1 pseudogene is annotated in these 553 nt (G+C 75.8%); it reads right to left on the bottom strand.

Annotated features, from left to right (window positions below):
- Positions 1–553: pseudogene (locus B4U45_RS28450) on the bottom strand (PE family protein); the annotation flags it as partial.

The following is a 553-nucleotide window of genomic DNA, read 5'->3' as shown; positions in this document are numbered from 1 at the left end:
CCCGCCGGCGCCGATCAGCAGGGCGGAACCGCCGGCGCCGCCGGCGCCACCTTTCCCGCCGACGCCGGTGCCTATCCCGCCGCTGCCGCCGGTGCCGCCGCTGCCGAACAGGACACCGCCGGTCCCGCCGGCCCCGCCGGCTCCACCCTGGCCCGCGGCGGCGGTGTTGGTGGCACCGTGCCCGCCATTACCGCCGTTGCCGAACAACCAGCCGCCGTCCCCGCCGGCGGTCCCGGTTCCCGGAGCCCCGTTGGCGCCGTTGCCGATCAGTGGACGCCCGGTAATTGCCTGGACAGGCTGGTTAACGATATCGAGCACATCCTGCTGCAGGGTGTGCAGCGGGTTGGGGCTGGGCGGAGCGGGAATTCCGTCGGCACCCAACAGCAGCCCGCCGAGGCCGCCGAGGCCGGCCTTGCCCGGGGTCGCGCCGGTGCCTCCGCTGCCGCCGTTACCGCCGTTCCCGATCAGCACGCCGTCGCCGCCGGTGCCGCCGTTGCCACCGGCAGCGGCCGCGCTGGCGCCGCCATCGCCGCCGTTACCACCATTGCCGATC

This window comes from Mycobacterium persicum, from assembly GCF_002086915.1.
GTDB lineage: Bacteria > Actinomycetota > Actinomycetes > Mycobacteriales > Mycobacteriaceae > Mycobacterium > Mycobacterium persicum.
Note: the sequence above shows the minus strand (reverse complement) of the source record. Positions and strands in the feature narration are given on the sequence as shown.